The 26,914-nt window shown below is 72.9% G+C and carries 24 protein-coding genes; 9 read left to right on the top strand and 15 right to left on the bottom strand.

Annotation, left to right across the window (positions count from 1 at the left end; genetic code table 11):
• Window positions 1-48 precede the first annotated feature (48 nt).
• The 8 genes from fxsT to IE294_RS35880 all read right to left on the bottom strand — a co-directional run bounded on the left by fxsT (window position 49) and on the right by IE294_RS35880 (window position 12,778).
• Window positions 49-3,051 (bottom strand): FxSxx-COOH system tetratricopeptide repeat protein, encoded by a 3,003-nt coding sequence (gene fxsT, locus IE294_RS35915; RefSeq protein WP_189893187.1) that lies wholly within the window; start codon window positions 3,049-3,051, stop codon window positions 49-51.
• A gap of 83 nt (window positions 3,052-3,134) precedes the next feature.
• Entirely contained in the window at window positions 3,135-4,466 is a 1,332-nt protein-coding gene (locus tag IE294_RS35910) for an aKG-HExxH-type peptide beta-hydroxylase (protein WP_189893184.1), read from the bottom strand.
• Window positions 4,463-4,738 carry an FxSxx-COOH-like cyclophane-containing RiPP peptide gene (locus tag IE294_RS35905; RefSeq protein ID WP_229917641.1) on the bottom strand — a complete coding sequence of 92 codons (276 nt, stop codon included), beginning with the start codon at window positions 4,736-4,738 and terminating at the stop codon, window positions 4,463-4,465. Before IE294_RS35905 ends, IE294_RS35910 begins: the two co-directional genes overlap by 4 nt.
• A gap of 92 nt (window positions 4,739-4,830) precedes the next feature.
• Window positions 4,831-8,352 (bottom strand): SAV_2336 N-terminal domain-related protein, encoded by a 3,522-nt coding sequence (locus tag IE294_RS35900; RefSeq protein ID WP_189893182.1) that lies wholly within the window; start codon window positions 8,350-8,352, stop codon window positions 4,831-4,833.
• Between the two features lie 7 nt (window positions 8,353-8,359).
• Window positions 8,360-9,373, bottom strand: a complete 1,014-nt coding sequence (locus tag IE294_RS35895) for an AAA family ATPase (RefSeq protein ID WP_189893180.1) — start codon at window positions 9,371-9,373, stop codon at window positions 8,360-8,362.
• A 186-nt stretch (window positions 9,374-9,559) separates the two neighbouring features.
• Complete coding sequence (locus IE294_RS35890) at window positions 9,560-12,073, bottom strand: VMAP-C domain-containing protein (protein ID WP_229917649.1); 2,514 nt, start codon at window positions 12,071-12,073, stop codon at window positions 9,560-9,562.
• 14 nt (window positions 12,074-12,087) lie between these two features.
• On the bottom strand, window positions 12,088-12,498 hold the full coding sequence (locus IE294_RS35885) for a CU044_2847 family protein (RefSeq protein WP_229917639.1): 411 nt from the start codon (window positions 12,496-12,498) through the stop codon (window positions 12,088-12,090).
• Window positions 12,499-12,598: 100 nt separating this feature from the next.
• Window positions 12,599-12,778 carry a DUF6104 family protein gene (locus IE294_RS35880; RefSeq protein WP_014674941.1) on the bottom strand — a complete coding sequence of 60 codons (180 nt, stop codon included), beginning with the start codon at window positions 12,776-12,778 and terminating at the stop codon, window positions 12,599-12,601.
• Between the two features lie 288 nt (window positions 12,779-13,066).
• Between IE294_RS35880 and IE294_RS35875 the strand changes: the two genes are divergently transcribed.
• Both IE294_RS35875 and IE294_RS35870 read left to right on the top strand, forming a co-directional pair.
• Window positions 13,067-14,050, top strand: a complete 984-nt coding sequence (locus IE294_RS35875; protein WP_189893178.1) for a DUF4097 family beta strand repeat-containing protein — start codon at window positions 13,067-13,069, stop codon at window positions 14,048-14,050.
• Window position 14,051: 1 nt separating this feature from the next.
• The gene (locus IE294_RS35870) at window positions 14,052-15,086 is read left to right on the top strand and encodes a PadR family transcriptional regulator (RefSeq protein ID WP_189893176.1); all 1,035 of its coding nucleotides are present in this window, start codon (window positions 14,052-14,054) and stop codon (window positions 15,084-15,086) included.
• 441 nt (window positions 15,087-15,527) lie between these two features.
• On the opposite strand, the gene IE294_RS35865 is transcribed toward IE294_RS35870, so the two are convergent.
• The 4 genes from IE294_RS35865 to IE294_RS35850 all read right to left on the bottom strand — a co-directional run bounded on the left by IE294_RS35865 (window position 15,528) and on the right by IE294_RS35850 (window position 18,936).
• A complete protein-coding gene (locus IE294_RS35865; protein WP_189893174.1) occupies window positions 15,528-16,112 on the bottom strand; it encodes a Clp protease N-terminal domain-containing protein in 585 nt (194 codons plus the stop codon).
• Entirely contained in the window at window positions 16,112-16,321 is a 210-nt protein-coding gene (locus IE294_RS35860) for a helix-turn-helix domain-containing protein (RefSeq protein ID WP_014674937.1), read from the bottom strand. The genes IE294_RS35865 and IE294_RS35860 overlap by 1 nt, the downstream gene beginning before the upstream one ends.
• 130 nt (window positions 16,322-16,451) lie before the next feature.
• Window positions 16,452-17,417 carry a zinc-binding dehydrogenase gene (locus IE294_RS35855; protein ID WP_030992977.1) on the bottom strand — a complete coding sequence of 322 codons (966 nt, stop codon included), beginning with the start codon at window positions 17,415-17,417 and terminating at the stop codon, window positions 16,452-16,454.
• 295 nt (window positions 17,418-17,712) lie between these two features.
• Entirely contained in the window at window positions 17,713-18,936 is a 1,224-nt protein-coding gene (locus IE294_RS35850) for an NAD(P)-dependent malic enzyme (RefSeq protein WP_189893172.1), read from the bottom strand.
• Window positions 18,937-19,500: 564 nt separating this feature from the next.
• Between IE294_RS35850 and IE294_RS35845 the strand changes: the two genes are divergently transcribed.
• Genes IE294_RS35845 through IE294_RS35835 form a run of 3 tightly spaced genes read left to right on the top strand, consistent with a single transcriptional unit; the run spans window position 19,501 to window position 22,235 of the window.
• Window positions 19,501-20,460, top strand: a complete 960-nt coding sequence (locus IE294_RS35845; protein ID WP_014674934.1) for an ABC transporter substrate-binding protein — start codon at window positions 19,501-19,503, stop codon at window positions 20,458-20,460.
• Between the two features lie 36 nt (window positions 20,461-20,496).
• Entirely contained in the window at window positions 20,497-21,432 is a 936-nt protein-coding gene (locus IE294_RS35840; protein ID WP_189893171.1) for an amino acid ABC transporter permease, read from the top strand.
• Window positions 21,433-21,482: 50 nt separating this feature from the next.
• Entirely contained in the window at window positions 21,483-22,235 is a 753-nt protein-coding gene (locus IE294_RS35835; protein WP_189893249.1) for an amino acid ABC transporter ATP-binding protein, read from the top strand.
• A gap of 205 nt (window positions 22,236-22,440) precedes the next feature.
• Here the strand turns inward: IE294_RS35835 and IE294_RS35830 are convergent, their stop codons facing one another.
• Window positions 22,441-23,199, bottom strand: coding sequence for a class I SAM-dependent methyltransferase (locus IE294_RS35830; protein WP_189893169.1), 759 nt, complete (start codon window positions 23,197-23,199; stop codon window positions 22,441-22,443).
• Window positions 23,200-23,299: 100 nt separating this feature from the next.
• Here IE294_RS35830 and IE294_RS35825 point away from each other — a divergent pair, with 100 nt between their 5' ends.
• Window positions 23,300-23,929: a CGNR zinc finger domain-containing protein gene (locus IE294_RS35825; RefSeq protein ID WP_189893167.1), complete on the top strand. Its 630-nt coding sequence runs from the start codon at window positions 23,300-23,302 to the stop codon at window positions 23,927-23,929.
• Here the strand turns inward: IE294_RS35825 and sodX are convergent.
• Complete coding sequence (gene sodX, locus IE294_RS35820; protein ID WP_189893247.1) at window positions 23,833-24,267, bottom strand: nickel-type superoxide dismutase maturation protease; 435 nt, start codon at window positions 24,265-24,267, stop codon at window positions 23,833-23,835. The two genes, IE294_RS35825 and sodX, sit on opposite strands and share 97 nt — an antisense overlap.
• A gap of 145 nt (window positions 24,268-24,412) precedes the next feature.
• Between sodX and sodN the strand changes: the two genes are divergently transcribed.
• From sodN to IE294_RS35805, 3 genes are all read left to right on the top strand, one after another.
• Window positions 24,413-24,808 carry a superoxide dismutase, Ni gene (sodN, locus tag IE294_RS35815; protein WP_004983535.1) on the top strand — a complete coding sequence of 132 codons (396 nt, stop codon included), beginning with the start codon at window positions 24,413-24,415 and terminating at the stop codon, window positions 24,806-24,808.
• A 353-nt stretch (window positions 24,809-25,161) separates the two neighbouring features.
• Window positions 25,162-25,476 carry a hypothetical protein gene (locus tag IE294_RS35810; protein WP_189893261.1) on the top strand — a complete coding sequence of 105 codons (315 nt, stop codon included), beginning with the start codon at window positions 25,162-25,164 and terminating at the stop codon, window positions 25,474-25,476.
• Window positions 25,477-25,510: 34 nt separating this feature from the next.
• Window positions 25,511-25,936, top strand: a complete 426-nt coding sequence (locus IE294_RS35805) for an ASCH domain-containing protein (RefSeq protein ID WP_189893164.1) — start codon at window positions 25,511-25,513, stop codon at window positions 25,934-25,936.
• Here the strand turns inward: IE294_RS35805 and IE294_RS35800 are convergent.
• Window positions 25,921-26,772 carry a methyltransferase domain-containing protein gene (locus tag IE294_RS35800; RefSeq protein WP_189893163.1) on the bottom strand — a complete coding sequence of 284 codons (852 nt, stop codon included), beginning with the start codon at window positions 26,770-26,772 and terminating at the stop codon, window positions 25,921-25,923. The genes IE294_RS35805 and IE294_RS35800 overlap by 16 nt on opposite strands.
• Window positions 26,773-26,914: the final 142 nt, after the last annotated feature.

Here is a 26,914-nt window from a genome sequence, read left to right as displayed (position 1 = left end):
TGTCGAGTTCCTGCTCGGCGCCGGGCCCTTCGCCCGTGGGGCGCGTCCTCAGCCCAGGTACGCCTCGAAGTCCCAGTAGGGGCGGACCCGCCCGCGGGCCGAGATGGTGTGGGGGTGCTGGGCGCCCAGGGTGCGGGTGAGGGACAGGAGGGCGTCCTCCTCCAGCTTGCCGGCCTCCTCCTGCTCGTGCGCCGCCCTCAGGTCCGCGGCGAGCGCGACCTGACACGACAGCGTGAGCGGGTGCTCGTGGCCCAGGGCGTGCCGGGACCGGCGCACGGTGTCGCGGCTCAGTTCCACCGCGTCCTCGATGCGGCCGTTGAAGTTGCGCGCGCCGGCCGCGTTGAGGGCGCAGCCCAGGACCCAGGGGTGGTCCTGGCCGAGGGTGGCGCCGAGGCCGGCGAGGGCGGACTCGAACATGGACAGGGCCTCGCCCCGCTCGCCCGCGGCCTGCATCACCAGCCCGGTGTTGGACAGCATGCCGGTGGCCACGGGATGCGCGGGGCCGAGCAGCGACCGGTAGCCGGCCTCCGCCTCGTCGATGAGGTCGCGGGCCTGGCTGAGATCGCCGTGTTCCCGCAGGTAGTTGCCGTAGTTGGTGAGGAACGCCAGCGTGCGGTAGTGCTCGCGGCCGTGCAGCTGCGTCAGCTGGTCCAGCAGGCTGGCCATGCCGGGGCCCACGTCCGGTCCGTGACCGCCCTCCCGGCGCCGGCACATGGCCAGCTGGGAGCGGGCTTCGAGGGTCTGCGGATGCTGCGGGCCGAGCACCTGCACATGGAGCCGTACGACGGGTTCCTGACGGGCCAGCGCCTCGCGGTAGCGGCCGAGCAGGCGGAGGCTGTGGGTGACCGCGTTGCCGGAGTGGAGCGTGTTGATGTGCCGGGCGCGCAGCACGCTCTCGCGCCGGGCCAGGGTCTCCAGGTCGAGGTCCAGCGCCTCGGCGTACCGGCCCAGCATGCGCAGGGTGACGCCGAGGTTGTGCCGGGCGACCAGGGTGGGCGGCTCGTCCGGGCCGAGGAGCCGTTCGTTGCCGTCGAGGACCTCGCGCTGGAGGTCGTACGCCTCCTGGTAGCGGCCCAGGGAGCGCAGGCCGGAGGCGATGGCGCTCTTGCTGACGAGTTCGCCGATCTCGTTGCGCCGGGGCGCGGCCTGGAGCTGTCTCAGCACGCCCCGGTGCAGCTCGTACACCTCGCGGAACCGGCCGCTGTTGCGCAGCATGTTGCCCTCCTGGGTGGCCAGGTCGAGCATCGGCTGGTCGATCGGTTCCATGAACCGCGACCAGTGCTCGCGCACCTGCTGCGCCAGTTCCAGGCCGCCGCTGTACTCGCCGCTGCGGGTGCAGTACCGCAGGCAGTTCAGGACCAGCTCCTGCACGCGCGGCTGCCGGCTCTCCAGGGCGCCGGAGGGTTCCAGGTGGGGCAGCAGCTCGGCGTAGCGCGGCCAGTTGCGGCTGTCGGCGGGGTTGCCGGGGTCGGCCTCGGCGAGCAGGGTGCGCACCGCCCGCCGGTGCAGTTCGTGGCCGCCGTCGCCGGTCAGCTTGGAGACGATGTCGTGGACGAGCCGGTGCATGTGCACCGACTCCTGGTGCGGGCCCATCTCGGCGGCCAGCGGGCCACGGGTCTCGCGGGTGAGCACCGAGTAGTTGACGAGGGTGTCCAGGGCCCGGGTCCAGGCGGGCAGGTCGGTGGACATCCAGCGCAGTTCCTCGGGCAGCTCGGCGCGCGGGTAGGCGCGGATGAGGCCGAGCGGGATGCGTCCGGGGGCGAAGGAGGTGCACAGGCCGAGCACCTCGATGGCCTGCGGCTGGGAGCGGCGCAGCCGGTTGAGCAGTATGGCCCAGGAGGTGAGGGAGGACTGCGGGAAGCCCTCGCCGGTGACGGGTTCGTCGACGGTGGACAGCCGCCGTTCGCGCACCATCCGCAGGTACTCGGCGGCCTCCATGCCGGACTCGCCGAGCCAGGACGCGGCCTGCACCAGCGGCAGCGGCACGTCCCCGAACTCGGCGGCCACCTCGTCGGCCTCGCGGGCGGTGATGTGCGGGGCGCGGCGCATCAGGTAGGCGGTGGACTCGGGGCGCAGGAACGCGGGGATCTCCAGTACGTCGGTGTGCTCGTTCCAGCCCCGGTTGCGGGAGGTGATCAGCACGTGTCCGGTGCCCTGCGGGAGCAGCGAGGTCACGCCGTCGATGTCGTCCCAGCCGTCGAAGACCAGCAGCCAGTTCCCGTACGGCTCCCCGCGCCTGAGCGCATTGCGGACCGCGCGGATGCGTTCGCCGGGCTCGCTGCCGATGCGCAGGCCGAGTTCGACGGCGAGTTCGCCGAGGCGGTCGCGCTGGAGGGTGCGGTCGTCGCTGTTGACCCACCACACCAGGTCGTAGTCGGTGCTGAAGCGGTGGGCGTACTCGGCGGCGAGCTGGGTCTTGCCGATGCCGGACATGCCGACGAGCGTGCAGGCGGCGGCGCCGCGCTCGGCGTCGGCGAGCCGCTGGTGGAGTTCGCCCAGCAGGTCGTCGCGGCCGGTGAAGCGCGGGTTGCGGCGCGGCACCTCGCCCCAGATCTCGCAGCGCTCGTCCGGGTAGCGGATCCGGCCGGCGAGCGTGCGGGGGCGGGTGAGCGGCTCCAGGCCGAGGCGGCGCAGCAGGCGGTCCTCGGCGGCCTCCTCGCTCAGCGCCCACAGGCTGGCCGGTTCCAGGACGGCGGTGGCGGGCAACAGCGGCCGGTTGGTGAGGTTGACGGCCGCGAACCGGTCGGCGTGGGCGGCGACGAAGCCGCGCAGCGCGTCGTTCCACTCACCCGGCGGGCGGGGGCCCAGTTCGAAGAACCAGTCGTTGAGGACCAGCAGCACCTTTCCGCTGGCCAGCAGCAGGTCGCCGAGCGAGTCCTCCAGCTCGACCTCGCGCGGCGGGTCCCAGCGTTGCAGGGTGGCCCGGTGTCCGTGCCGCTCCAGGCACTGAGCGATCCACGCCGCCCACGAGCGGTAGTACCCCGGGAAGACCACGAGCACATGCTCGGGTGCCGCCGCACCGTTCGCGCCCGGCCGCCGCTGTTCCGCCATCGCCGCTCCCTGCTTCCACCGCGGCCGCCGGTCTCCTGCGCAGCCGCACGCATAACGTAACGCAATAGGTCGTCGACGGAGCGTCAGCCCGGCGCGTGGGCGCTCCCCGCGAGGCGCGCGTGGTGGCTTCCCATGTGCCGGACGAACTCCCTTCCGTACGGGGTCAGTTCATCGGAGTCCGCCAGCACGGACAAGGCCTCGGCGACCTGCTCCCGGCACGCCTCGAACCGCTCGGCGGCGCGCCGCCGCCACACCCAGGCGGCTCCGGTGCGGGCCCGCCACCACAGGTCCAGCAGCGCCAGGTGCGCGTACGCGCCCTGGAGGACGCCCGGCACCGGGCGCGGGTCCCGCCGCCAGCCCACCCGGTGCAGGGTGCCGCCGGGCCGCCACAGCGGGACCAGTTCGTCCAGCACGGCCAGCTTGGTGTGGTGCGTCTCGTGCACCAGCAGTTCGACCAGCTCGCGCCGGTCGGCCGGCAGCTGGGCCAGGACGGCGCCGGGCGCGGTCCGCACGGTGGCGCTCAGCGGCGGTCCGCCGCCCGCCGACGGCACCAGCGGGACGACGGCACGCACCAGCGCCAGGGTCTCGGCGGCCCGCGCGGGGTGCGTCGCGGCCAGCAGGGCGTGCGCGTCGCGCCAGCGGGCGGCCCACGCGGCCGGGTCGGAGTACGGCCGCTCGGCCGCGGGCAGTGCCGCCGGCCCGATGCCGCCCGGGGGCACCCGATGGGGGTCGACGTCGTCGAGTACGGCGGTGCCGCCGGGCAGGGTGTGCAGCGCCGACCAGGCCAGGGCGCCGTCGGCGGTCCACCGGGTGCCGGGTCCGGCCGGGGCGGCCCCGGGGAGCAGCAGTGTCCGGCCCGCTCCGTCGGTGATGCGGAGGACTCCGGACCGGCCGCTGAGCCGGGCCCGGCCCCGGGCGCAGCGCAGCAGCCCGGCACCGGGCAGCGGCAGGGTGCCGGCGGGCAGCACCCGGGTGGTGGTGAAGCGGCAGCCGGCGCGCAGGGCGGCGGCGACGGCCACCGCGCCCAGTCCGGCGAGACCCTCGGCGAACTCCGGGCCGTCGGGCGCGGCGAGCGCCGAGGCCAGCCAGGCGCCGGTCGTCGGATAGTCGAGGACGGCGCGGACGGCCGGGGCGTCGGACCGCTCGGCCCGCTCCAGCAGCGCCCAGTCGTCCTCGAAGCGCCGCCGTACGACCGCGGGCAGGGTGCCGCGCACACGGTCGAAGCGGACCAGGAGGGACTTCAGCAGCAGCATCCGCCGGGCGTGCAGGGCGGCGCGCAGGGCCGCGGTCGCGGCGGGCAGCGGCCGGGTGCGGGCCAGGGCGTCGAGGATCTCGGGCGGGACCGGCCCGCGAGCGGGGGCGGCCGGGGCCGCCGGCCGTATGTCCCCCAGGGGTCCCACGGCTCCCGGGGTCATGCCACGGTGTCCTCGCCGCGTAAGGCCTGCACGGGACCGGCCGAAAACACACGCCCGGGCCGGCCCGGCGTGATCTCGTCGTCCCCGCCGGTGGTGTACCAGACCCGGCGCAGCCCGTCCGGGTCGGCGAGCACCCCGGCGACCGCGGCGAGCACCGCCGGATCGTCCATGGCACGCAGTGTCCGCAGGTCGACGTCGGTGAGGTCGGGCGGGAACACGGCCTCTTCAGCGTCCTCGCCGAGGCCGGCCCCCCGTGTCCTAAGCTCCCCCACCCTCGGCTCCTCCCTGCCCTACGCCCGCCCCGCACAGCCGCAGTGGCTGCCCACTTCTTCCCGACAGGCCGGAACCAGAAACCCTGGACGGCTCAACTCCGGTCAAGTTCGCGCGCGTCGGCCCACTCCTGGGACCACGGCCACCACGGCGGGGCCGTTTCCCGCCAGTCCGGCTCGGGCAGCGACCGGGCGTCCGGGGGCGGCGGTTGCCGTTCCGCCCGCCGGGTCAGCTCGACATCGCCCCAGTCGACCTCGCGCAGCGCCCCGACGAGCCGCTGCCACTGCTCCAGGGCCGCCCGGAACGCGCCACGGGCCGCGCCGGGCCGTCCCATCAGCGCCAGCACCGCCCCGCAGCCGTGCCGGGCGCGGGCGGCCGTCACCGAGCCGGGGTCGCCGCCGTGGGCCGCCTCCGCCTCCCGCTCGGCGTTCTCGTACGCCTGCAACGCCTCCATCAGCACCGGCGCGCCCGCGTGGTACCAGCCCTCCAGCCGCACCCGGCCCAACTGGAGCCAGACCTCGGCCCGTACGGCCGCGTCGGTCGCCGCGCGCACCGCCTGGCCGAGCAGATGCCGGCTCTCGAACAGGTCGGGCAGGAAGCCGACATGGCGGAAGCGCTGGGCGAGCGCGCTGCCGACCAGGCCCTGGAGCCGGCCGCGGTGGGCAGACCGGGCGGGCAGCGACTTCAGCGCCTCGCGCAGCACGTACTCGGCCCGGTCCACCACACCGGCCCCGTCACCGGCGGAGGCCCTCCGCAGCAGCGACTCGCCCCAGGCGGTGAGGAGCTGGACGCGCAGCGGGCCGTCGGCGGGGGCGAGCAGCGCGGCTCGCTCGTAGGCCGCGTCGGCCTCCCCGGTCTCCCCGGCCGCGTCGTGGAACGCGGCCAGCGCGGCCAGGCACGGCAGCAACAGGTCCGGATCGTCCCCGGCGGCCTCCAGCGCCTCGCCGAGCGCCCGCCGGAGCTCGGCGTCCTCGACGTCGGCCCGGTGCAGTGCCCGCGCGAGGTCGAGCAACGCGGGCCCCCGTACGGCGTCGGGCACCCGCTCCCGCGCCAGCACGGCGCAGGCCTCCCGCAGTACGGGCTCGGCGGCACCGGGACGCCGCAGATCGAGCAGGACCCGGCCGCGCAGCAACAGCCGTGTCCGGTGGGCGGTCACCTCCCAGGGCACGCCGTCCCGGCTCGCGGAGACGGCTTCCGGATCAGCGGCGGCGGGTACGACGGCGTCCGTGCCGCCGAGGTCGTGTCCGGAACCACCGCCACCGGTACGGCCGTCCGTACCCCCGGCGTCACCGGGACCACCCCGACCGGCCTCGCCGCCACCGGAACCGGGGTAGGCGACCCCTCTGTCAGCAGAGCCGCCGTCGCCGTCGCCGTCGTAACCGGACCCGCCGGCACCGGGCCCACCCCCGGACCCGTCGTAGCCTGGGCTGCCGTCACCCGGGATCGCGCCCCCGGGCCCCCCGAGGTCGGGACGCCAGTCGCGGGCGACGGCGGTGATGCGCGGCCAGGGCGGGACCTCGCCGTCCAGGGTGTCGAGCGCTTCCGTCAGGTGGTCCTGCTCCGCCGAGAGCTGCCACAGCTCACGCCGGCACGAGGCCAGTTCCAGAGCCGCTTCCGCCCGTTCCCGGCTGTCGGCCGGAGCCACCCCGTACGCGGCGGCGAGTTCGGCCGCCGCCTCCCGCAGCAGCCCGGCGCGCCGCCCCTCGGCCCGCGCACCCGCCGTACCGGCCTCCGCGCGCAGCACGCGGCCGAGGACCAGGCGCGCCCGGGCCACGGGACCGGGGCCGCCGGGGCCGTCGGCGCCCGTGCCCGCCGTGGCGACGCGGGCCTGTTCCCGGGCCCGGCGCAGCATCTCCGGGTCAGCCAGCTGCCGCCACCGGTCGAGCAGCCGCTCGGCCTCGGTCAGCGGGTCGGGGGTGACCAGGTCCGGCAGGTAGAAGCGCAGCACGCGCGCGGGGATGCGGGCGAACAGCTCGGCCTCCATGCTGCCGCCGCCGTCCCGCGCACCGCCGTCCTCGGCGGAGCGCCCCGTACCGGCGTCCGGGTCGTGGTCGGCGAGCCGGGCCGCGGCCAGGGCGGCGAAGTTGCGGGTGCCCTTGCCGAAGTGCCGTTCCACGTAGGCCGAGCAGTGCTTGAGGACGAGCCCGGCGGTGTCCTGGTCGAGGGAGGACAGCAGCAGGTCCTGCATGCGCGGCGAGTACGCGAAGCACGGCTGCTCCTCGGTGCCGGGCAGTTGCCGCAGCAGTCCGCCGAGCAGCACCTCGGCCAGTTCCATGGGACCGGTGTCGGGCAGCATGGCCCGCTGCACCAGCCGCATCACGGGGAGGGTGAGGGGCGCGGCGGCGAGGTAGACGGCGAGCCGGAGGGCGCCGGGTGAGGCGCCGGCGCGGAAGGCACGCAGCAGCTCCTCGTCGCTGCGCGCCGGCGCCGCGGCGGGGACGGCTCCCGGTGCGGTGGCGGGGTGGGCGAAGCCGGCCCAGGCGTGCTCGCGGGTCGGCCCGGTGCCGGCGAGCAGCCGGGCGAAGGCCGCGAACGCCTCCGGGGTGGGCTGGAGCACCGGCACGGGCCGCGCACCCGGCGGCGGTTCCTCCGCCTCCTCCCACGGCTCGTCCTCGGGCAGGAAGTCGAGGCGCCCTCCCGACTCGCCGGTGCGGACCAGCAGCCCGGGCTCGGCGGGCAGCGCGGTACGGCTCCACAGCCGGGGCGGCAGCGGCTGGACCACGGCCAGCGGGGCGGTGCGCGGCCAGCCGTGCAGCAGGCGTTGCGCGGTGCCGTCCTGCCACAGGGGGCCGACGCAGTCGCTGATGACGAAGGTCAGCCGGCGCCCGCTGGGGTCGTGCAGCTCGTCGGCGGGCCGCAGCCGGATGCGCCGGCCGGGACCGACGGTCGTACCGACGAGGGGGGTGCCGGAGTCGTCGGCGTAGAGCTGGTGGACGCGGACGGAGGCGAACGCGCCGGACTGCTGGCAGGCCTGGCGCAGTTCCTCGACCATCTCGCCCCAGACGGCCATGGCGGGCCCGGTGTCCATGAGCAGCTGGACGTCGCAGCGCCGGTCGCGGCCGGGCCGGGTGACGGGGAGCAGGATGCCGCTGGCGGCGGCCCGGTCGGCGGTGGCCGCCTCGTCGATCCGCTCGTCCCGGCCGTGTGCGGAGGCGGTGCGGTAGCGGCCGAGGGCACGCAGTGCCTTTTGCAGCCCGAGCAGTCCGGGCAGCGCGCCGGCGGCGGGGGCGCGGACCGGGAAGGCCGCGGGGTCGCCGTCGGTACGGGCGTAGGCGGCGGAGCCCGGGGTGTGCAACGGGACGGCGGGGGCCGGCGCGTCCGCGCGGAGCGCCTGCGGGCTGCCGGGGCCGTCCGGGGGCACGTCCTGCGTCCCCGGACCGGACGCGCCGCCCGTGCCGGAGGGGCCGGAGGAACCCGCGGCACCCCCGGAACCCGGGGAACCGGAAGAGCCGGGCGGGCCGTCGGGGCCGGTGCCGGACGTGTCGTCGGGGTCGCCGGGCGTACCCGTGGCCAGCCGCCGGGCCAGCCAGAGCGCGTCGGCCACGTCCTCGGCGGTCGGCTGGAGCCCGCCCTGGCGCAGCTTGCCGATCAGCTCGTCCAGGCGCATCCCCGGCATCCGCCTCTCACCTCGTACGGTCGAGCGGTTGCATCAGCATCTCGGCGATCCGCTCACGGGTGAGGCCCTGCGCGTGCGGATCGTACTGCGTGAGGAACAGGGCGTTGAGGAGCTGGTCGGCGGCGAGCACCTCACCGGGTTCCCGCTCCAGGAAGCGGCGGATGAGGTCGCCGCCGGCGGCGACGCCGTCCGTGCCGAGGTGTGCCTCGACCATGGCGGTGAGCTGCTCCTCGCCGGGCGGGTCCAGTTCGAGCTGGACGCAGCGGCGCAGCAGCGGGGCGGGGAAGTCGCGTTCGCCGTTGGAGGTCATCACGATCACCGGGAACGCGGTGCACGCGACGCGCCCGCCGTGCACGGCCACCCGGTCGCCGTCGTGCGTGAGCACCTCGACGACGGGTTCCCGGTCGGCCAGCCGTTCCAGTTCGGGGACCGAGAACTCGCCCTCCTCCAGGGTGTTGAGCAGGTCGTTGGGCAGGTCGAGGTCGCTCTTGTCCAGCTCGTCGATGAGCAGGACGCGGGGCCGCTCGGCGGGCAGGAGCGCGGTGCCGAGCGGTCCGAGGCGGATGTAGGAGCCGATCCCGGAGGCCGCGGCAGCGCGGTCGCCCCCGCCGGCGCGCTCCAGCTGGACGTCCTGGAGGCGGGCGATGGCGTCGTACCGGTACAGGCCGTCCAGGAGGGTGGTACGGCTGACGACGGGCCAGCGCAGCACCTTGCCCAGACCGAGCTCATGGGCGATCGCGTACGCCAGGGTCGACTTGCCGGTACCCGGGTTGCCGGTGACCAGCAGGGGCCGGCGCAGATAGAGGGCCGCGTTGACCGCGTCGACCTCGGCCGGCCGGGGCGCGTAGTTCTCGACCAGCCGGCGGCGCACGCCGAGCCGGCGGGCGCTGCTGGGATCTTCCGGGCCGCTGTCCGCGCCGTCCCGGGAGGCGGCGAAGTCACGCCAGGGCGGCGGCGCCGGCAACCGCCGCATGCCGTCGTGCGGCTGACCCACTCCGCGGTAGATCCGCCAGTCGTTCACCTTGGGCTCCTCCCGGCTCTGGTGATCATGCAGCGGGCCCGGCCGTCCGACGTACGAGGCTACCGCCCGTCGGCCGCGCCCGCCGAGGTTCGCGGCGTACGACGCCCCCTCCCGCTTCCCCCGAACAGCCGTCCGACTCAGCAGAGTTGACGGGATGTCCACCGGGAGCGGCGGGTCGCCGGCGGGTCAGCCGCCGGGTGCGGCCAGCGGCGGCGGTCGCATGCTCTCCGTCCCGTACGGCGTCCGGTCCGGTGGCGGGTCGAACAGTACGGCGATCTTGCCGCGCAGGCCGTGCGCCCGGGCGGTGTCCGGGTCGGCCAGGCGGATGCGCAGATCGCGCACCGGACCGTGCAGCCCGTCCGCGTGCCCGGCGAGGCCCAGCAGGTCGGCGGCCTGCCGGTGGAAGTCCCCGCACTCGTCGTGATCGTGCTGGTCGCGGCGCCACAGCACCACCGCGTGCCCGGACCGCAGCGCGTCCCGCATCGCCGCGTACCCCTCACCGCTGCCGACGGGACCGCAGTAGACGGGCACGGATGCGTCGCTCATCGCCGACAGGGCGCCGTAGTACGGGAACCTGCCCCCGGCCCGGACCCCCGGCGGATGCCCCTCGGCTGCGGGCCGCCCGTGCAGCGTCCCGTGCGCCAGCGGTCCGCGCAGGACGCCCTTCCAGCGGCGGCGCCACTCCGGGGAGGGCGGCAGGCCGTTGCGCCGGACGTCCCGGACGACGACGGTCCGCCGCATCCCGAGCGGCAGGGCCCGCTCGTCCACGAGGTCGTCGTCCTCGTCGTCCTCGCCGCCCTCGAAGGCTGTGGTGGCCGAGGTGGCCGAGGTGGCCGACAGACCGGGGAGCAACGACCAGTCGTCCACCGGGAGGTCGAACAGCTTGCGGGGCAGGAAGACCTCGATCGCGGCGAGATGCTCCCCGTGGTCCCCCTGGTTCAGCGCCGTGGCCAACGGCTCCCGCAGCACCCGCGCCAGCTCCTCGGCCCGCACACCCCGGTCGTCCCCGTCGACCGGCGTGACGTCCTGCCCGCCGTAGATCAGCTGCACGCTCCAGGGGTGCCGGCCGTAGGTGGCCGGGCCGACCTTGACGAGGACGTCGGTACGGGTGTCGGGGGAAGGGGTGGGGAGGGAGGGGGCGGTGACGTGCGGCTGGATCGCGCGGCCTCCCTCGGGCGGGTGGGCCGACCCCGCGGGAAGCGGCGCCGCGCCGGGCTGGGTGGGTGACGGCATGCCGAGGCACTCGACGGTGGACGGCGCTTCGACGGCGGACGGCGCTTCCAGGGCGCCGACCGGCGTCGGCACGTCGACGGCTCCGCTCTGCGCCGGAATGGCCTGCGCGGGAGTCACGACCGCTCCGTTCGACACGGGCACTCCGTTGGAGGGGCTACCGGACATGCCATCGGGCCGACTGCCGGGCGGGCGACCGAGCCCGCTGTCGTACGGGCCACGGAGCCCGCTGTCGTACGGACCGTCAGGCCGGCCGCCGGACAGCCCACCGGACACGGCCGGGGTCGGACCGTCGGCCGGCCCCGCCCCCTCGGCGCCCTCCAGCAGCGCGCGGATGGCCTCGCCGACCGCCCAGTGCCGGTGGCCGGCGGCCTGCCCGGCTATCCACTCGGTGAACGCCCGCAGCCGCCCCGCCTCCACCTCCCCGGCGTGCTCGCGCGCGGCCTTGCGGGCCACCCGGGCGGCGAACAGCAGTACGGCGTCCAGGTCGACCAGCGTGCCACCGCCGCCGGGGTTCAGCGTGCGCAGGCCGTACAGCAGCGCGGCGCCCTCGCGCCAGGTGCGGACGTTCCGCAGCACCAGCGACGGCAGCCGTTCGCCCCGCACCTGCTCCTTCACGTCCTCCACGAGGTGGACGACCTCACCCGCCCCGGCCGGGGGCGGCAGGTGCGCGAGATGGCCGTAGAGCCGTGTGCGCAGTTCGGTGGTGATCCCGGAGACGGAGGACGCGTGACCGGGCAGGGTGGCCTGGACGGCGGTCCAGTGCGGGTACGGCGAGGGGGCGCCGAGGAGGCTCGCGTGGTGGAGGTCGTGGGCGCGCAGCACCTCACGCACCGCGCGCCCGGCCTCGCGCGAGTCCAGCAGTTCGTACAGCGCGGTGACCGGTACGGCGACGCCCTCCTCCCGCCGGCGCCCTTTGATCACACCGATGACGGAGCCGTGCCGCAGGTCGAGCGCCGGTCCGCCGGAGAGTCCGCCGACGGGGAGGATGCCGGTGAGCAGCAGGGCGCGGGCGTCGGAACCGGCGAGTTCGCCGCTGCCCTGCCGGATGCCCAGTTCGCCGGTCTGCACCGACCAGCCGTACAGCCCGAGCGGGGTGCGCGGTCCGGCTTCCCGGTCGCCGAGCCACAGGCAGCGCACCTCGTCGGCGCCGGTCACCCGGACGAGCGCGAGGTCGGGGAACGGCCAGGGGTCACGCACCGGCCGCCCGGCCTCGGGCCGGGGCGCGACGACGACGGCCGTCCCGGTGCCGCCGCGCGGCTCCCAGGCGCCGTCGGCGGTGCGCTCCTGCCAGGTCACGCTCAGGGCGCTCTGCCCTCGGCACACCGCGGCTCCCCCCTTCCCCACGACGTGGGCGCAGGTCAACAGCCAACCCGGGGCTATGAAGAACCCCGACCCCCAGTACGAGTCACGGTCCGTTGCATACCCGTCACCCGGTGCGCCGATGCGCGCGAGGGAGGGGCGCACCATCTCGTCGAAGGCGCTCATACGGCGCCGGGAGCCGGGGACTGCGGCGGTACGACCGGGCCGCCCGCCGCCGCCGGGTCCGCGCCGTCCGCTGCCGTGGCCGGTTCGGTCCAGGTCAGGGACACGGTGAGGGAGGATGTGCCGCCGCCCTCGGCGATGGCACTCACGATCTTGCCGGACTGCGCCGTCAGTTCGATACCGAAGCCGACGGAGACCTCGACGGGTGCCGGTGTGTCCAGACCGGCGCGCAGGGAGCGCACGACGCCACCGACCGTGCCGGCCAGTCCCCCCGCCATGTCGATGACCCGGTCGCCGAGCCCGGTGTCCCAGTAGCCGTCCTCGTCCAGCGCCTCCTCGGCGGCGGCGCTGATCCTCGCCCAGACGACGGTGCCGTCGTCCAGGCGCACGCGTTCGATTCCTTTAGCCATGACGCCCCCGTTCGCCGATGGGAGGAGAAGGCTAACTCCCGGGGAGGAAGAGGGGGAGGGGAAGAGGGGTGCCGGCGAACGATACGGCCGATGATCGCCCCTACTCGTCCTCCTCGTCGTCGAGCCGCGCGAGCCAGGTGGCCAGGCGCTCCACGGGCACCTCGAAGTCCGGGTTCAGGTCCACGAACGTACGCAACTGCTCCGCCAGCCACTCGAAGGTGACCTCTTCCTCGCCACGCCGCTTCTCCAACTCCTCGATACCGCGGTCGGTGAAGTACATCGGTGCCCATCTCCAGCAGATACATCAGCCTGACAACAACTCCCACCAGCCTATGTCGCCGCCGGATCCTGGCCGGGCTCGGCCGGGACCGTTCGGACTCGGCCGGACCAGTACGGACTCGGCCGGGACCAGTCGGGCTCGGGCTGGACAGCCGGGCTCGGTCGGCCCCCGCCGCTGCGTCCCCCGAATGGGCGCCTTGACTTCCGGCAGCCACGATATATCGTGATTCTCGGAGAACGCGATATGGCGCGTCGCGGCACGTGTCCTGGCCAGCCGAGGAGGCCCCCCATGCCCGAGTGGTCCGTCACCGAACCCCAGAAGCTGACCTTCGACACCCCCGTGCGCGACCTCCAGGTCCGCATCGTCAACGGCACGGTGAACGTGGTGGGCACGGACGAGGGCTCGGCCCGCCTGGAGGTCTCGGAACTGGAAGGCCCGCCCCTGATCGTCACCCGGAACGGCAGCACCCTCACGGTGGCCTACGAGGACCTGCCCTGGAAGGGCTTCCTCAAGTGGCTCGACCGGAAGGGCTGGCGCCGCAGCGCCGTCGTCTCCCTCGCGGTCCCCGCCGACACGCGCGTGGAGGTGGGCGTGGTCGGCGCCGCCGCGGTCGTCTCCGGCATCCGCGGCCCCGCGGTGGTCAAGGGGGTGACCGGCGACACCACCCTGGTCGGCGTGTCGGGCCCGGTCCGCGCGGACACCGTCTCGGGGAGCCTGGAGGCCCAGGCGGTCACCGGCGACCTGCGGTACCACTCGGTCTCCGGCGACCTGACCGTGGTCGAGGGCTCCGGCTCCTCCGTGCGCGCCGACACCGTCAGCGGCTCCATGATCGTCGACCTGGACCCGGACGGCCCCACGGACATCGGCCTCACCAGCGTCTCGGGCGAGATCGCCATCCGCCTGCCGCACCCGGCCGACGCCGAGGTGGAGGCGAACACCGCGAGCGGCACGATCTCCAACGCCTTCGAGGGTCTGCGGGTGCACGGCCAGTGGGGCACGCACAAGATCACCGGCCGCCTCGGCGCCGGCACCGGCAGACTGCGTGCCACCACGGTCTCCGGTTCGATCGCCCTGCTGCGCCGCCCACCCCGGGACGACGACGAGAGCACCCCCTGGGAGACCGGGCCCCACCCGGCCGACCACTCCCCCGGCACCCCGGGAGACAATTCCGTCTCCGGCCAGGACGCCGCAGGCGACACCACCGGTGCCACCGGTGGCACCGCTTCCACCGGCGACCCGGCCGACGGCACGACCGACAAGAAGGTGCTCTGACATGCCTCCCGTCTTCGCCCACGGCCGCCTCCGCCTGTACCTGCTCAAGCTGCTCGACGAGGCCCCGCGTCACGGCTACGAGGTGATCAGGCTTCTTGAGGAACGCTTCCAGGGCCTCTACGCCCCCTCGGCCGGCACGGTCTACCCCCGCCTGGCCAAGCTGGAGGCGGAGGGCCTGGTCCGGCACACCACCGAGGGCGGCCGCAAGGTGTACGCCATCACGGACGCGGGCCGCGCCGAACTCGCCGACCGCAGCGGTGAGCTGGCCGACCTGGAGCTGGAGATCCGCGAGTCGGTCGCGGAACTGGCCGCCGAGATAAGGGCCGACGTGCGCGGCGCCGCCGGCGACCTGCGCCGCGAGGTGCGCGCCGCCGCCTCCGAGGCCCGCCGTGGCACCAAGGCGTCCGGGGCCGAGCACGCCTTCGGGGAGTACGGCGAGATGAGCGAGAAGGAGGCCTGGAAGACCGCCAAGGAGGAGATGCGCCGGGTCAAGCAGGAGTGGAAGGAGCAGGCGCGGCGCGCCAAGGACGAGAGTCGCCGGGCCCGCGAGGAGGCCCAGCGGGCCCGCCGCCAGGCCCAGGAGGCACAGGCACGGGCGCGGGCCCAGGCGCAGGAGGAGATGCAGCGCATCGCCCGCCGCGTCCAGGACCGCGTCCAGGACCACTTCACGCGCGGCGACTGGCCGACCGGCGTCCGCGAGGGCCTGACGGAACTGGCCAAGGAACTCGGGGACTTCGGCAAGGACTTCAGCAAGGACTTCAGCAGGGACTGGACCTTCGGCCGCCCCACCGAAGAACCGCATCACACCTCCCCCCGGGAGGACTTCCCCGCCGACTACGAGCCCTCCTGGGCCCACGAGGACACCACCGGCGACCCGGCCCGCGACCTGGACCGCCTCCTGGACCGCTTCCGCGACGACATCCGCGACGCGGCCCGCGACCACGGCGTCACCCCCACCCAACTCCGCGAGGCCCGCCACCACCTCTCCACAGCGGCGGCCCACATCGCGGCCCTGCTCCACACCCCCAAGGCCTGACACCAGCCGACCGAGCCAGGACTCTGGCACTCAGCCGACCGACCGCCCAGCCGACCGAGCCAGGACTCCGACACCCCAGGCGACCGAGCCCAGCCCAGGCCCTGACACCTCAACCAACCGAGCCGACCGGCCGCCCAGCCGCCCAGCCTCCCCGAGCGATCCGGGCGGGCGCCGAAGCCTCCCCACGGTCGAAGCCAGACAGGCCCCTACCTCAACCCGCCCGAGCCGGGCCGAGGCCCCCCACGACCCGCCCGACCCGGGCGGGGCGGCCGGTCACCCCGCCCCCGAGGCGAAGCCTCCGGACGCCCTTCCCCAGCCGACCGAGTCGGGCGGACGGTCGGGAGAGCATCCGGGGTCCGGGGCGGAGCCCCGAGGCGCCCACCTCTCAGCGGACCGGGTCGGCGGGCGGGTGGGAAGACACTGCCGAGGCGAAGCCGACGCTCACCCCCCAGCCACCCGAGCCGCCGGGCAAACCCGCGACACCCCTTCGAACGTCACCCCGTGATCCGCCAACACCTCCCCCGCCACCCCCGGCACCACGGTGAGCGCCAACAGCAGATGCTCATCACCGATCCCCCGATCACACCGAGCCAGGGCAATCCGCAGCGCCCGCTCCAACACCCCCTTCGCCCCCCGGCCGAAGCCGGGCCGTCGCCCGCCCGACGGCCACCCCGCCCGGCTCCCACCCCGCCCCCGGTCACCGGACATCGCTCCGACGCCGTGCACCTCCTCCACCCGCGCCACGATCTCCGACACGTCGATCCCCAGCCCGGCCAGCGCGTCCGCGTCGGCCCGGGTCAGCCCGGCCCGCCGCCGGGCCTCCCCCACCTCGCGCCGTACCCGCTCCCGCGCCTCCGGTTCCGCGAGCCCGAGGGCGGACAGCGCGAAGGACGCCCGGCTGCCCTCCCGGTCGAGGAGCGCGAGCAGCAGATGCTCGGCGTCCACGGACCGCGCCCCGCCGTTCCGCGCGTGCACGAACGCACCCTCGACCACCGCCCTGGCGTCCTTGGTGAACCGCTCGAACATCAATGCCTCCCGTACTTCTTGTGCACGGCCTGCCTGCTGACACCCAGCTCCGCGGCGATTTCCTGCCACGACCAGCCCTGATTGCGCGCACTGCGCACCTGTACCGCCTCCAGCTGCTCCAGCAGCCGGCGCAGCGCGGCCACGGCCCGCAGCCCGACCCGTGGATCACGGTCACCAGCGCGCTCGGCGAGATCGGTTGCCTCACTCATACTGTCAATCTAGGTTGACACCCTTCAAGCGTCAACCCCAGTTGACAGTCGAGCCGCGCAAAAGGCGGGCCCGAGATACCGGACCCGCCTCTCAACCGTTGGGCCCCTCAGCCCAACAACCCGCCGAACCTCAGGAGTTGGTAAGCACGATCTTCCCGAACTGCTCCCCGGAAGCCAGCCGTTCGAAGCCCTCCCGGGCCCGGTCCAGCGGCAGCTCCTCGTCGATGACGGGTCGCACCCCCGTCGCGGCGCAGAAGGCGAGCAGGTCCTCCAGCTCGTCCTTGGTGCCCATGGTGGAGCCGACCACCTTCAGTTCGAGGAAGAAGATCCGGGTCAGCTCGGCGTGGGAGGGCCGGTCCCCACTGGTGGCACCGGAGATGACGAGCGTCCCGCCGGGCCGCAGGGACTTCACGGAGTGGGACCAGGTGGCGGCGCCGACGGTCTCGATGACGGCGTCCACCCGCTGCGGCAGCCGCGCCCCGGGCTCCACGGCCTCCACCGCGCCCAGCTCCAGGGCCCGCTTCCGCTTGGCCTCGTCCCGGCTGGTGGCGAAGACCCGCAGTCCGGCGGCCTTGCCGAGGACGATCGCGGCCGTGGCGACACCGCCGCCCGCGCCCTGCACGAGGACCGAGTCACCGGGTCGTACCCCGGCATTGGTGAACAGCATCCGGTACGCCGTCAGCCAGGCGGTCGGCAGACAGGCCGCCTCGGCGAAGGACAGCTCCTTCGGCTTGGGCAGGATGTTCCAGGTCGGCACGGCGACCTGTTCGGCGAAGGTGCCCTGGTACCGCTCGGTGAGGATGGAGCGCGGCTCGTCGGGGCCGACGCCGTGGCCGGTCTGGCCGATGACGGAGTGCAGGACGACCTCGTTGCCGTCCGCGTCGACTCCGGCGGCGTCGCAGCCGAGGATCATGGGCAGCCGGTCCTCCGGGAGGCCGACGCCCCGCAGGGACCAGAGGTCGTGGTGATTGAGGGAAGCGGCCCGCACCGTGACGGTGCTCCAGCCGGGACGGGCCTCGGGAGCCGGGCGCTCCCCCAACTCAAGGCCGGTGAGCGGCTGGTCGCGGTCGATTCGGGCGGCGTAGACGGCGAACATGCTGCCGACGATAGGTGCGCGATGCAGCCGACGGAACCAGGCCCCCGTGTGACACATGCCCTCTTGCGCAACGGCACCCGTGCGGCGCACGACCACCGGCACCCCCGAACGGCACCGTCCGAACCCCGGGACGGGCGGGCGGTGGACCAAAGGACCGGCCCCGTCCGCACGGACGGGGCCGGTCAGCACTACCCAGCTCTACGAAGCACCACCCAGCACTTCGAGGCGCTCCTCGCAGCTACCCTCGCAGCTACTCGAAGCTCCTCCGAGCTACTCGAAGCCACTCGGCGCCACGTCACCGACGAGCCACGCCCGCGGCCCGCGCGGCGGCGGCGACCGCCGCCGTGACGGCGGGAGCGACCCGCTCGTCGAACGGAGAGGGGATCACGTAGTCGGCGGCGAGGTCGTCACCGACCACCGCGGCCAGCGCCTCGGCGGCGGCGATCTTCATCCCCTCGGTGATCCGCGTGGCCCGCACCTGGAGCGCGCCCGCGAAGATCCCGGGGAAGGCCAGCACGTTGTTGATCTGGTTCGGGAAGTCCGAGCGACCGGTGGCGACGACCGCGGCGTACTTGTGCGCGACGTCCGGGTGCACCTCGGGGTTCGGGTTGGCCATCGCGAACACGAAGGCGCCCTCGGCCATGGAGGCGACGGCCTCCTCGGGGACCGTACCGCCGGAGACGCCGATGAAGACGTCGGCGCCCGCGAGGGCGTCCTCCAGCGAACCGGTGAGGCCGGCCTTGTTCGTGAAGCCGGCCACTTCCCGCTTGACCGGGGTCAGGTCCCCCCGGTCGGCCGACACGACGCCCTTGCGGTCGGCCACCGCCACGTCACCGATGCCGGCCTCGACCAGCATCTTGGCGATGGCGACACCGGCCGCTCCGGCACCGGAGATGACGGCCCGCAGCTGACCGATCTCGCGCCCGCTGAGCCGCGCCGCGTTCCGCAGCGCCGCGAGCGTCACGACGGCCGTACCGTGCTGGTCGTCGTGGAAGACCGGGATGTCCAGGCGCTCCTGGAGCCGGCGCTCGATCTCGAAGCACCGGGGCGCCGAGATGTCCTCCAGGTTCACTCCGCCGAAGGACGGAGCGAGCCGGACGACGGTCTCGACGATGTCGTCCACGTCGGTGCAGTCGAGCGCGATCGGCACCGCGTCGACGCCGCCGAACTGCTTGAACAGGATCGCCTTGCCCTCCATCACGGGGAGGGATGCCTCGGGACCGATGTCCCCGAGTCCGAGCACGGCCGTACCGTCGGTGACGACGGCGACCACGTTGGACTTCCATGTGTAGTCGTTGACCAGCTCCGGCGCTTCCGCGATCGCGGTGCACACGCGAGCGACGCCGGGCGTGTACGCGAGGGAAAGGTCGTCCTTGTCGCGGACCGGCACGGTGGCCTGCACGGCCATCTTGCCGCCGCGGTGCAGCGCGAACGCCGGATCGAAGGAATCGAGGGGCTCCGCCCCGCCGTCCTGGTCCGTTGTGCCGTCGCTGCGAGGATTGACGATCTCCGCTGCCACTTTGTTTTACCCCTTAGGTATGCATGGTTTGAGGGTCGACCACTCCTGGTGAGGGGTGGGCGGGCACCGCGCACGGCTCGATTGCGGATACGTACGAGCTCATACGCGACGGGCGCGCCGCACACGCGCCCTGAGCCCCGGATGAGGGGTGTAAAGAACCTTCTTACCGGACGGACGGCGCCCGCGACGAGTCCATTAGGTGCAAGGTCACATCCCGGAACCGGAAGGCGACACGCAGATGACGCGCGACGGTGGACCGGAATGGCCCGAAAACACCCGAGAGCGACCGATGGGGCGTGCGGAGGAGTGACCGCATCCTGAGACAGGCTGAAGATTTTCCGGCCGGCGCGCTGGATTCCCGTAGATGGTTCGGTGGCGATGGACCAGGGATGTACCGACCTGATGCGGTTCGGGGGTCACCCGTTATCCGATTTTGACATGGCGACGCCCCTGATTGGCGCAGACCGAATGGCAAGATGCCGTAAACCCACGAGGTCGCGACACCCGAAGGTGTGTGTTTCCGTCGACCCATCGGCAACTCTTCCATCCGCCGGAGGAACCACGATGACCGCAAGCTCCACCCGTCGTACGACCGCAGCGCGCTCCCGTCTGGCCGCGGCCGGCGCGATCGCGGTCGCAGGGGCCCTGCTGATCACCGGTTGCGGTGACCAGACCAAGGACAAGAACGAGAACTCCGGCAGCGCTTCCGCCAGCAGCGCCCCGCTCGCCGACAAGCTCCCGCAGGAGATCCGGAGCAAGGGCACGATCAGGGTCGGTTCGGACATCGCGTACGCCCCGGTGGAGTACAAGGACTCCGCCGGCAAGGTCGTCGGCCTGGACCCCGACCTGGCGGCGGCCCTCGGCAAGCAGCTCGGGGTGACGTTCGACTTCCAGAACGGCACCTTCGACGCCCTGCTCACCGGTCTGCGCTCGGACCGGTACGACATCGCCATGTCGGCCATGACGGACAACAAGAACCGCCAGGAGGGCGTCGACCCGGACACCGGCAAGAAGGTCGGTGAGGGCGTCGACTTCGTCGACTACCTGACCGCCGGCGTCTCCATATACACCCGCAAGGGCGACACCAAGGGCATCACGACCTGGGACGACCTGTGCGGCAAGAAGCTCGCCGTCCAGCGCGGCACCACCTCGGAGGACCTGGCCAAGCAGCAGGCCAAGAAGTGTCCGAGCGGCAAGAAGCTCGCCATCGAGGCCTTCGACGACAACCAGCAGGCCCAGACCCGGCTGCGCTCGGGCGGCGCGGACGCCGTGTCCGCCGACTTCCCGGTGGCGGCGTACGCGGTGAAGACCTCCGGCGGCGGCAAGGACTTCGAGATCGTCGGCGACCAGGTCGAGGCGGCCCCGTACGGCATCGCGGTCTCCAAGAAGGAGACCCAGCTGCGCGACGCCCTCCAGGCCGCGATGGACGCGATCATCAAGAACGGCGAGTACCAGAAAATCCTCGAAAAGTGGGGCGCGCAGGACGGCGCCGTCAAGGAGTCCGTGATCAACGGCGGTAAGTGACCCGCGGTACCAAGCGGCCACTGAGAGGCAATTCCCGTGACTGACATCGACAAGACGGCGGGGCCGGTGGACACGCCCCCGGCCGGCGCGGAGGCCATCAAGGCCATTCCGGTCCGGCACTACGGACGCTATGTCTCCGCCGTCATCGCGATCGCGATCCTCGTCGCGATCATCTACGCGTTCGGCCAGGGCCGGATCAACTGGCACGCGGTGCCGGACTACTTCTTCGACGACCGGATCCTCACCGGTGTCGGCAAGACCCTCCTGCTGACGGTGCTGTCGATGCTGATCGGCATCGTCGGCGGCATCGTCCTCGCGGTGATGCGGCTGTCGAAGAACCCGGTGACCTCGTCCATCGCCTGGTTCTACATCTGGTTCTTCCGCGGTACCCCGGTCCTGGTCCAGCTGTTCCTCTGGTTCAACCTGGGCCTGGTCTTCGAGTACATCAACCTGATGCCGTTCTACAAGGACTACTGGTCGAACTTCATGACGCCGCTGCTGACGGCGTTGCTCGGCCTGGGCCTGAACGAGGCGGCGTACATGGCCGAGATCTGCCGGGCGGGCCTGCTGGCGGTGGACGAGGGCCAGACCGAGGCGGCCCACGCGCTCGGCATGAGCCACGGCAAGACGCTGCGCCGGGTGGTCATCCCGCAGGCGATGCGCGTGATCGTGCCGCCGACGGGCAACGAAGTGATCAACATGCTGAAGACGACCTCGCTCGTGGCGGCCGTCCAGTATCCCGAGCTGTTCCGTTACGCCCAGGACATCGGCCAGAACTCCGGCGCCCCGGTGGAGATGTACTTCCTCGCCGCGGCCTGGTACCTGATCATGACCTCGGTGCTGAGCGTCGGCCAGTACTACATCGAGCGGTACTACGCCCGCGGCTCCAGCCGCCAGCTGCCGGCGACGCCGTGGCAGAAGGTGAAGACCAACATGCTCTCCCTGGGCCGGCCTAAGGGAGGCATGGCATGACCGACAAGCTGAGCAAGAACCAGGACACCCCGGCCAAGGGCACCGTCCCGATGGTCAAGGCGCAGGACGTCCACAAGTCCTTCGGCCATGTCGAGGTGCTGAAGGGCATCGACCTGGAGGTCAAGCCGGGCGAGGTGTTCTGCCTCATCGGCCCCTCCGGTTCCGGCAAGTCGACCTTCCTGCGGTGCATCAACCACCTGGAGAAGATCAACGCCGGGCGGCTGTACGTCGACGGCGAGCTGGTCGGCTACCGCCAGCAGGGCGACAAGCTGTACGAGCTGCGCGACCGTGAGGTCGCGATGAAGCGCCGGGACATCGGCATGGTCTTCCAGCGCTTCAACCTGTTCCCGCACATGACGGCCGTGGAGAACGTCATGGAGGCGCCGGTGCAGGTCAAGGGCGCGAACCGGGCACAGGCCAAGGAGCGCGCCATGCAGCTGCTGGAGCGCGTGGGCCTGGCCGACCGGTCCGGGCACTACCCCTCGCAGCTCTCCGGCGGCCAGCAGCAGCGCGTGGCGATCGCCCGGGCGCTGGCGATGGACCCGAAGCTGATGCTGTTCGACGAGCCGACCTCGGCCCTGGACCCGGAGCTGGTCGGTGACGTCCTGGACGTCATGCGGGACCTCGCCGAGTCCGGCATGACCATGGTCGTCGTCACCCACGAGATGGGCTTCGCCCGCGAGGTGGGCGACAGCCTGGTGTTCATGGACGACGGTGTGGTGGTGGAATCCGGCCACCCGCGGGACGTCCTGACGAACCCGCAGCACGAGCGGACGCAGTCGTTCCTGTCCAAGGTGCTCTGAAACAGGCGCTCTGAAACAGGCGCTCTGGGACAGGTGCGCCGACGCGGGTGCTCCGGGCCACACCGGGCGAGGGCGGTACGGGACCTCCGTACCGCCCTCGCCCGTCAGACGGGCGTTCGGCCGGGGACCGCTGTGACGGGTGCCAGGGGACGCGGAAGAGGCGGTACGACTGCTCGTACCGCCTCTGTGCGTGCCGGGCGCCGGTCTACTTGACGGCGAGGAGCAGCGTGTCGGAGGGCGAGCACCACACCGGCCGGGCCTCGCCGAAGCCCTGGGCGAGCAGGGTGCGCGCGTGCCACGCCGCCGACGGCACGTCCCCGTCCGCGTGTTCGCCGTAGATCTCGAAGCGGCGGGCGGTCGGCTCGGCGAGGACCGGGTCCTGGGCGGCGAGCTGCCACCAGTCCGCCCAGTCCAGGGCGCCGTCCCGCTTGGCCTGATCCATACGGGCGTGGCGCTGGGCGCGCTCGGCCGCGTTGATCCGGGGCGTGGTGTCGTCGATCATGTGGTCCGCGTTCATGAAGACACCGCCGTCGCGGACCAGCCCCGCGACCTGACCGTAGAGGGTCGCGAGGGGTTCGCTGTGCAGCCAGTGGAGGGCCGTGGCGGTCAGTACGGCGTCGTAGGAGTCGTACGGCAGCCCGGCCGGCCAGTCGGGGTCCTTGAGGTCGGCGTTGACGAGACAGACCCGGTCGTCGCCGGCGAAGGTGCCATGGGCTATGGCGAGCAGCGCGGGGTCGAGGTCGACGCCGGTGCTGGTGGCGTCGGGGAAGCGTCGCAGCAGCCGGGCGGTGATGCTGCCGGTGCCGCACGCGAGGTCCAGCACGCGGGGGGCCGTGCCCACGAGCGCCTCGACCATGTCGAGCATGATCCGGAACCGTTCCTCACGGTCCGGCATGTACCACTCCTGCTGCCGGTCCCAGCTCTCCTGCCAAGCCGCCCAGTCGGTTCCGGTACTCGTCGTCATGGAACCCCGACTCCCCTCGGTTCGCGTAATACCCTGGAAGCACGACCGGCTGTTACCCGACCGCAGACCCGACGATAAAGCGCCTCCGTAAGGACTACAAGTGGAACTGGCCTATTACTCGGATTACGCCGTACGTCTCGTCAACAGCGAGGAACCGGCCCGGGGCAGGGACACCCTGACCACGGTCGAGGCCGTCCGCGATCTCTTCGGCGACAATTCGTCGGCGGCCCGCCGCGCCACCGACGCCGATGTCACACGCTTCCGCTCGGTCCGGGCGCGGCTGCGCGGGGTCTTCGAGGCCGCCGACCAGGGCGACGAGACCCTGGCCGTGGACCTGCTGAACTCCCTGCTGCTGGAGTTCCCGGTCAGCCCGCAGATCTCCGGGCACGACCACCGCGACGAGGACGGCCGCCCGCTGTGGCACATGCACCTGGCCGACCACCCGTCCAACGCCACCGCCGGCTACGCGGCGATCGCGGCGATGGGCCTGGCCTTCCACCTCACCGAGTACGGCGTCGACCGGCTCGGCCTGTGCGAGGCCGCCCCGTGCCGCAACGCCTACCTGGACACCTCGACCAACCGCTCCCGCCGCTACTGCTCGGACCGCTGCGCCACCCGCGCCAACGTCGCCGCCTACCGGGCCCGCAAGCGCCTGGAGGCCGACCGGTCGGGCAGCAGCGGCCTCGCCGCCGAGAGCGCCCAGCGCAGCAGCGCGAGCGGCGAGCGCTGACCGGCCCGCAGCGGGCGGAACCGGAACCTGGCCGTCCCGAGGATCAGCTCCTCGGGCACGACCCCGTAGTCGGTGCTGTCCCCGCCCGCGTACCGGTTGTCGCCGAGCACCCACCAGCCGCCCTCGCGCCGCTCCACGGCACGCTTGACGACCAGCAGGTCCTGCTGGAACGGATGACGCAGGACCACGACGTCCCCGGGCCTGACCACACCTCCGTACCGCACGAGCAGCTGATCCCCGTGATGCAGCGTGGGCACCATGGACGGGCCGGTCACCTCGGCCAGCCCGAAGGGCGCCACGGCCCTCCCCCGTTCGGTCTCCTGCGACAGCTCCGGCATCCCCGGCACCTCCCCGGTCCGTTCCTCCACCAGTCTCAGTCTCACCCTGGACTTTTGTCCTAAGCCCTAGGGGGCACCCGAGAAATCGCCTTCCACAGGGAGTAATGTCGCACCTGAGAAGACGATCACGAGGAAGGAATGCTCCATGCTTTCCCGCCTGTTTGCCCCCAAGGTCAAGGTCAGCGCCCACTGCGACCTGCCCTGCGGCGTGTACGACCCGGCCCAGGCCCGCATCGAGGCGGAGTCGGTGAAGGCCGTCCAGGAGAAGATGGCCGGTAACGACGACCCCCACTTCCAGGCGCGCGCCACCGTCATCAAGGAGCAGCGCGCGGAGCTGGCCAAGCACCACGTCTCCGTGCTCTGGAGCGACTACTTCAAGCCCCCGCACTTCGAGAAGTACCCGGAGCTGCACCAGCTGGTCAACGACACCCTGAAGGCCCTCTCGGCCGCCAAGGCGTCCACCGACCCGGCGACGGGCCAGAAGGCGCTGGACTACATCGCCCAGATCGACAAGATTTTCTGGGAGACCAAGAAGGCCTGATCTCTCCTCACGCCTTCTGACCTGCGGTTCCTGTGATCGCAGCATCTCCCCGACCGCACCCGGCCCCCAGCCCGCCGCCCACGGCGTCCTGACGGACCGGGTGCGGTCTTCTTCGCCCGGCCGCAGACGGGCGTGGATCCGCAGCGTGGTCACAGCGGACGCGTGGCCGAGGACGAGGGCGGGGTGGCGAGCCGGGTGAGAAGCGCGTCGACCGCCGCACACGACGCCGCCGTCACCGACCGAGGCCGTCTCGCCTGTGCTGGAGTCGTTCGCGCAGGTGTGCGGTCTGCGCGGCTTCACCGTATTGCGGCTCGCGTGTCAGCTCATGGTCCGGAGCAGTGAGCCGGCGCACGATGCCGGCCGACAAGATCGACATGGGTGGCGAAAAGGTCACCGGCCGACTGGTCGTCGTCTTCGGCGCTGCGGTAGAGCCGGATAGCGGTGTCCGCGCAGGCGATGGCCCGCTGGACGTGCTCCCGCCCGCCCACGGCCAGGTGGCTCGTCGCTGCCTACGCGAACTGCTTGGCAGCCGGAAGGGCGAAGATGCCCGGCAGTGGCCCGGAATCGCTCCGGAGTACGCCGAGCAGTTGCTGTCCATGACCGATACCTTGCTGTCCGGCCCCGCCACTTCTTCCGCGCGTACTCGGCGAGCGAGATCGGCCGCTTGATGACCGCACCGGCCACCAGGAGCATCCCCGCCCCATGACCGACCCCACCGCTCGGGTCCACGAACTCAGCCTCTACCGCCAGTACTTCGACCTCGTCGCCGCGGGCACCAAAACCATCGAGGTGCGGGTGAAATACCCGCACCTCGCCGATCTCGCGGCAGGCGACACCATCCGCTTCCGGATCAAGGGCACCGACGAGACGTGCGAGGTGAAGGTCAAACGGGTCACGGAGTATCCCGACTTCGAAGCCCTGCTCGACGGTGAAGGACCCGTCAACGTCAACCCCACCGCGAGCCGCGACCAGCAGCTCGGCAACATCCGCGCCATCTACCCACCTGAGAAGGAAGCCCTCGGTGTCCTGGCCATCAAGATCTCCCGCCTGGAACCGACTCGGGGCTGGCAGGCCACTGCTCGTCGGTCAGCGGCGCGTGCGCCCGCTGATGGTCACCGAGGCTGGTAGGCGGTGGCGAGCACGGAGACGGTGACCTGATCGGGCAGGAGGCCGTCATCGTTCAGGTCCGCACTGCTCACGTGGCGCGCGCTCGGTGTCATCGCTATCAGATCCACGGCATCCGGCCTGGTCAGGGTCGCGGAGTACTCCACCTGTTCGCTGACGGCGGCCTCGAAGAAGGGGTCCAGCGCCCGGTGCAGACGCTGTTCCTTGGCCGGGTCGATCGTGACCATCCCGGGCAACCGGCCGCGCAGCTCGGCCAGGTGCCGCCCGGTAGGACGGATCACGATCAACCGGCCGGTTGGGCAGAGCACCCGGTGGAACTCGGCGGGGTTGCGCGGGGCGAACACGCTCAGCACGACATCGGCCACCCCGTCGGCCAGCGGGAAGGAACGGAAGACGTCCCAGGCCACCGCGGCGGCTCGGTCGTGGGCACGGGCTGCCGCGCGTAGCGCGCGCACCGATGTGTCCAGCCCCAGACCACGGGCGCCCGGCAGCTGATCGAGTACGCCGGCCAGGTAGTAGCCGGTGCCGCACCCCACGTCCACAACCGTGGCCTGCTCGGACACGGCGTCGGCGGCCAGGGCGGCCCCGACGTGGCGGATGGGCGCGTAGGTGCCGGTGGACAGGAATCGGTCCCGGGCCTGGACCATGGCCGCATCGTCACCGCTGGTGGCGCGGGTGCCCGTCAGCAGGCCGGCGTAGCCGTGGCGGGCGATGTCGAAGGTGTGGCCCACCGGACAACGCAGTGCGCCGTGGTCGGGATGCAGGTGACGCGTGCGGCACGTTGGGCAGCGCAGCAGGTCCAGGGACAGTTCGAGGGCAGGGGGAAGCGACACGGGCACGAGGACTCCTGGCGAAATGAAGGGAAGGACCGTGCCTGCGCGCGCTCGGAGCGTCGCTTCCTCAGGAGGAAGCGAGCCGTGTGGGAACGTGGTTCACGCAGCAGGCACACCAAGGAGGGCGATGCCGTTCGGTATCGCCCTC

It is taken from the genome of Streptomyces canarius, assembly GCF_014650735.1.
GTDB classification, from domain to species: Bacteria; Actinomycetota; Actinomycetes; order Streptomycetales; family Streptomycetaceae; genus Streptomyces; species Streptomyces olivaceoviridis.
The sequence above is the reverse complement of the archived record's forward strand: the minus strand, read 5'-3'. Positions and strand labels throughout refer to the sequence as shown.

Excerpts from the sequence above, each read along its gene's own strand:
- fxsT (WP_189893187.1), bottom strand. The coding sequence starts at position 3,051 with ATGGCGGAACAGCGGCGGCCGGGCGCGAACGGTGCGGCGGCACCCGAG.
- IE294_RS35910 (WP_189893184.1), bottom strand. The coding sequence starts at position 4,466 with ATGACCCCGGGAGCCGTGGGACCCCTGGGGGACATACGGCCGGCGGCC.
- IE294_RS35900 (WP_189893182.1), bottom strand. The coding sequence starts at position 8,352 with ATGCCGGGGATGCGCCTGGACGAGCTGATCGGCAAGCTGCGCCAGGGC.
- IE294_RS35890 (WP_229917649.1), bottom strand. The coding sequence starts at position 12,073 with ATGGTGCGCCCCTCCCTCGCGCGCATCGGCGCACCGGGTGACGGGTAT.
- IE294_RS35885 (WP_229917639.1), bottom strand. The coding sequence starts at position 12,498 with ATGGCTAAAGGAATCGAACGCGTGCGCCTGGACGACGGCACCGTCGTC.
- IE294_RS35880 (WP_014674941.1), bottom strand. The coding sequence starts at position 12,778 with ATGTACTTCACCGACCGCGGTATCGAGGAGTTGGAGAAGCGGCGTGGC.
- IE294_RS35875 (WP_189893178.1), top strand. The coding sequence starts at position 13,067 with ATGCCCGAGTGGTCCGTCACCGAACCCCAGAAGCTGACCTTCGACACC.
- IE294_RS35870 (WP_189893176.1), top strand. The coding sequence starts at position 14,052 with ATGCCTCCCGTCTTCGCCCACGGCCGCCTCCGCCTGTACCTGCTCAAG.
- IE294_RS35865 (WP_189893174.1), bottom strand. The coding sequence starts at position 16,112 with ATGTTCGAGCGGTTCACCAAGGACGCCAGGGCGGTGGTCGAGGGTGCG.
- IE294_RS35860 (WP_014674937.1), bottom strand. The coding sequence starts at position 16,321 with ATGAGTGAGGCAACCGATCTCGCCGAGCGCGCTGGTGACCGTGATCCA.
- IE294_RS35855 (WP_030992977.1), bottom strand. The coding sequence starts at position 17,417 with ATGTTCGCCGTCTACGCCGCCCGAATCGACCGCGACCAGCCGCTCACC.
- IE294_RS35845 (WP_014674934.1), top strand. The coding sequence starts at position 19,501 with ATGACCGCAAGCTCCACCCGTCGTACGACCGCAGCGCGCTCCCGTCTG.
- IE294_RS35835 (WP_189893249.1), top strand. The coding sequence starts at position 21,483 with ATGGTCAAGGCGCAGGACGTCCACAAGTCCTTCGGCCATGTCGAGGTG.
- IE294_RS35830 (WP_189893169.1), bottom strand. The coding sequence starts at position 23,199 with ATGACGACGAGTACCGGAACCGACTGGGCGGCTTGGCAGGAGAGCTGG.
- sodX (WP_189893247.1), bottom strand. The coding sequence starts at position 24,267 with ATGCCGGAGCTGTCGCAGGAGACCGAACGGGGGAGGGCCGTGGCGCCC.
- sodN (WP_004983535.1), top strand. The coding sequence starts at position 24,413 with ATGCTTTCCCGCCTGTTTGCCCCCAAGGTCAAGGTCAGCGCCCACTGC.
- IE294_RS35810 (WP_189893261.1), top strand. The coding sequence starts at position 25,162 with ATGCCGGCCGACAAGATCGACATGGGTGGCGAAAAGGTCACCGGCCGA.
- IE294_RS35805 (WP_189893164.1), top strand. The coding sequence starts at position 25,511 with ATGACCGACCCCACCGCTCGGGTCCACGAACTCAGCCTCTACCGCCAG.